This is a genomic window from Rhodoferax sp., assembly GCF_028689305.1.
Classification (GTDB): domain Bacteria; phylum Pseudomonadota; class Gammaproteobacteria; order Burkholderiales; family Burkholderiaceae_C; genus Rhodoferax.
Map to the genome: position 1 here is coordinate 1 of NZ_JAQTWM010000186.1, position 2599 is coordinate 2599.

Sequence of the window (2599 nt, forward strand, 5' to 3'; positions counted from 1 at the left end):
TGGTGCGCAAGCGCCCGCCCGGCCTGCCCGAAGACCCGCCGCCCGGCCCGATCAGCCTGAATGAGGTGGCGCAGCTGCCGCTGGTCATCCCTAGCCGGCCCAACGCCATTCGCATGCACATCGAATCAGAAATGGCCAACATCGGCTGCCGCCTGAACATGGCGCTGGAGATTGACGGCGTGTCGGCCATCCTGGACCTGGTGGCCGACGGCGCCGGCTGCGCCGTGCTGTCACGCAACGCCGTGCTCAACTCGATCCGCCCCTCGGCCTTCACCACCCAACCCATCCACGACCCGGTGCTGCGCACCAAGGTATCCCTGGCCACCAGCTCCCTGCGCCCAGCGACCCTGACCCAGCAGACCACGCTGGCGTTGATCCAGCAGACGGTGGGGGAAATCGTCAAGGCCTAAGGGGCGGCACCTCCAATCATCGAACCGGCCTTCCAGTCGCTTGGACAGCTTTGGATGCGGCATCAGGCTTAGGTGCCGGAGTCACCCCGTCCGCCCAGCATTGCCGGGTGGCGCTAGCAAGTCCTTGGGCCGTTGGAAAAGCGGTCTCCCACCAGACAAGCATTGCGCAGTGCCATCCCGCCTCAAGAAATTTTGACTGATTCCGGGCACCATTTATACAGTTTACCTGTATATTATGGATGCCTGCAGCCTGCCGGAAAGCAGGCAGGTGTCTCGACAGGAGCAAGTGATGAAGAATGATCCAAACAAGCAAGTCGTACAGCGGTTCAACTTGGAGGTGATCCAGAACGGACGGCGCGAAGTCTTTGATGAATTGATGGCACCCAATTTTGTGAACCATTCGGCCCCCCCAGACGCACCAACCGGCCGGGAGGGGATGTGGCAGACGTTCCAGAATGTGCTGCGCCCCGGGCTCTCCGGGTTGATGGTCACGATTCACGACCAGGTCTGCGAGGGTGACAAGGTATCGACGCGAAAAACCATCACAGGCACCCATACCGGCGATCTGATGGGCATCGCCGCTACGGGTCGGTCGGTAGCGATTGAGGTGATGGATGTCGTCAGGATCGAGCACGGCCAGTATGTTGAGCATTGGGGCATCAATACTTTGCCAGCCACGTTGGCCCAGTTGCGCGCGCCATGACTGACCGCCAGGTTCCGGTGAAGAAAACCCGCCCCGCCAAGGAAGAAAATGCCGGCGCCTTTGATCCGACCGATGCAGCGGCGGTGGCCGCCGCGTTGCGCCATACCGTGGGACGGTTCGTCCGCGTGGTTCGCAGCCGCAGCGGCACGCCGACAACAGCACAGAGCGACGTGCTGGCTCAGTTGGACCGCGACGGCCCGACGAGTGTGACCCGGCTGGCCGCCGCACGCGGCGTGAAACATCAAAGCATGCGTCTGGTGGTGTCCAGGCTCGCTGAACTTGGTTTACTGGAATTAAACGCAGACCCCGGCGACCGCCGCAGCCAGCGCGTCTCAATAACCCACAAAGGGAGCGAGGAGATCAAGAAAAATCAGGCCGCACGGGCTGCTTACCTGACAGAACTTCTTAAAACAAAGCTGAGCGCGACGGAACTCGCTCTACTTGGCGATGCGGTCGTCCTACTGGAACGGTTAAGCAACAACATGGACTGACTGCACCACATGCAGATTCCCCAGCAGACCACGCTGCGCTGATCCGGCAGACGGTGGGGGAACTTGTGAAGCCGTAGAGTGAAAGGGGGAGATGTTGGCGGCGAATGAGGGCGTGGTGTGCGCAGCCTGGGATGTGATGGCACTACATTTTTAATAGCCACATACCAATAATCTGCATCAGCCACAGGCAAATGTTGTTAACAAACTCCCCCTCTTTCCCCCCACTCACCGCCCCTCCAGCATCAGCCTGGTTTTCTCAAGCTCTTGTTGCAACACCTCAGCATCCGGCAACACCGTTTTGTAGTTCGCTGCCATGATCTTGTTGGGCAGGCCGTCCAGCGCGTAGCGGGCCAGGGCATGCCCTTTGTCGGCGCACAGGATCAGCCCAACCGGCGGGTTTTCATCGGGCAGAGTCCAGTTTTCCTTGGCGTAGTTGCAATACATGTGCATCTGGCCCACGTCGGCATGGGTGAGGCTGCTGAGCTTCAGGTCGATGATGACCAGGCAGCGCAGGCGGCGGTGAAACAGCAGCAGGTCAACGCGGTACCAAGTCTGGTCAATGCGCAGGCGGCGTTGTCGGCCGACAAAGGTGAAGTCGCCGCCCAGCTCCAGCAAGAAGTCTTCCAGGCGCTGGATCAGGGCTTCTTCAAGCTGGCTTTCGGAATACTCGTCCTTGAGGTTCAAGAACTCCAGCACGTAGGGGTCTTTGACGGCTTCGTCTGGCGTGATCGCATCTTCTGGCTTGGCCACCGCGCCTTTGGTCAGCATGGCGGCTTTGTTTTTGGACAAGGCGGTGCGCTCGTAAAACTGGCTGCCAATCTGGCGGTCCAGCTGGCGCACGCTCCAGCCGCCACGCAAGGCTTCGGTTTCATAAAAGTGGCGGGCGTGCTCGTCTTTGACCGACAGCAGGCGCACATAGGCTGACCATGGCAGGGGGAAGGCTTGCATGAGCTCTGCAAGCGTCAATTTCCGAGACAGTGTCTCGGAAATCACGC

The 2599-nt window shown here is 60.3% G+C and carries 4 protein-coding genes; 3 read left to right on the forward strand and 1 reads right to left on the reverse strand.

Annotated features, from left to right (window positions below):
* The 3 genes from PHW99_RS18780 to PHW99_RS18790 all read left to right on the forward strand — a co-directional run.
* Nucleotides 1-410, forward strand: a 410-nt coding sequence (locus tag PHW99_RS18780; protein WP_300181387.1) for a LysR substrate-binding domain-containing protein, incomplete at its 5' end; no start/stop codon positions are given.
* Nucleotides 411-699: 289 nt separating this feature from the next.
* Nucleotides 700-1113, forward strand: coding sequence for an ester cyclase (locus tag PHW99_RS18785; protein WP_300181390.1), 414 nt, complete (start codon nucleotides 700-702; stop codon nucleotides 1111-1113).
* On the forward strand, nucleotides 1110-1604 hold the full coding sequence (locus tag PHW99_RS18790) for a helix-turn-helix domain-containing protein (RefSeq protein ID WP_300181393.1): 495 nt from the start codon (nucleotides 1110-1112) through the stop codon (nucleotides 1602-1604). The genes PHW99_RS18785 and PHW99_RS18790 overlap by 4 nt, the downstream gene beginning before the upstream one ends.
* 225 nt (nucleotides 1605-1829) lie before the next feature.
* On the opposite strand, the gene PHW99_RS18795 is transcribed toward PHW99_RS18790, so the two are convergent.
* On the reverse strand, nucleotides 1830-2599 hold a 770-nt coding region (locus PHW99_RS18795), incomplete at its 5' end, for a PDDEXK nuclease domain-containing protein (protein ID WP_300181396.1).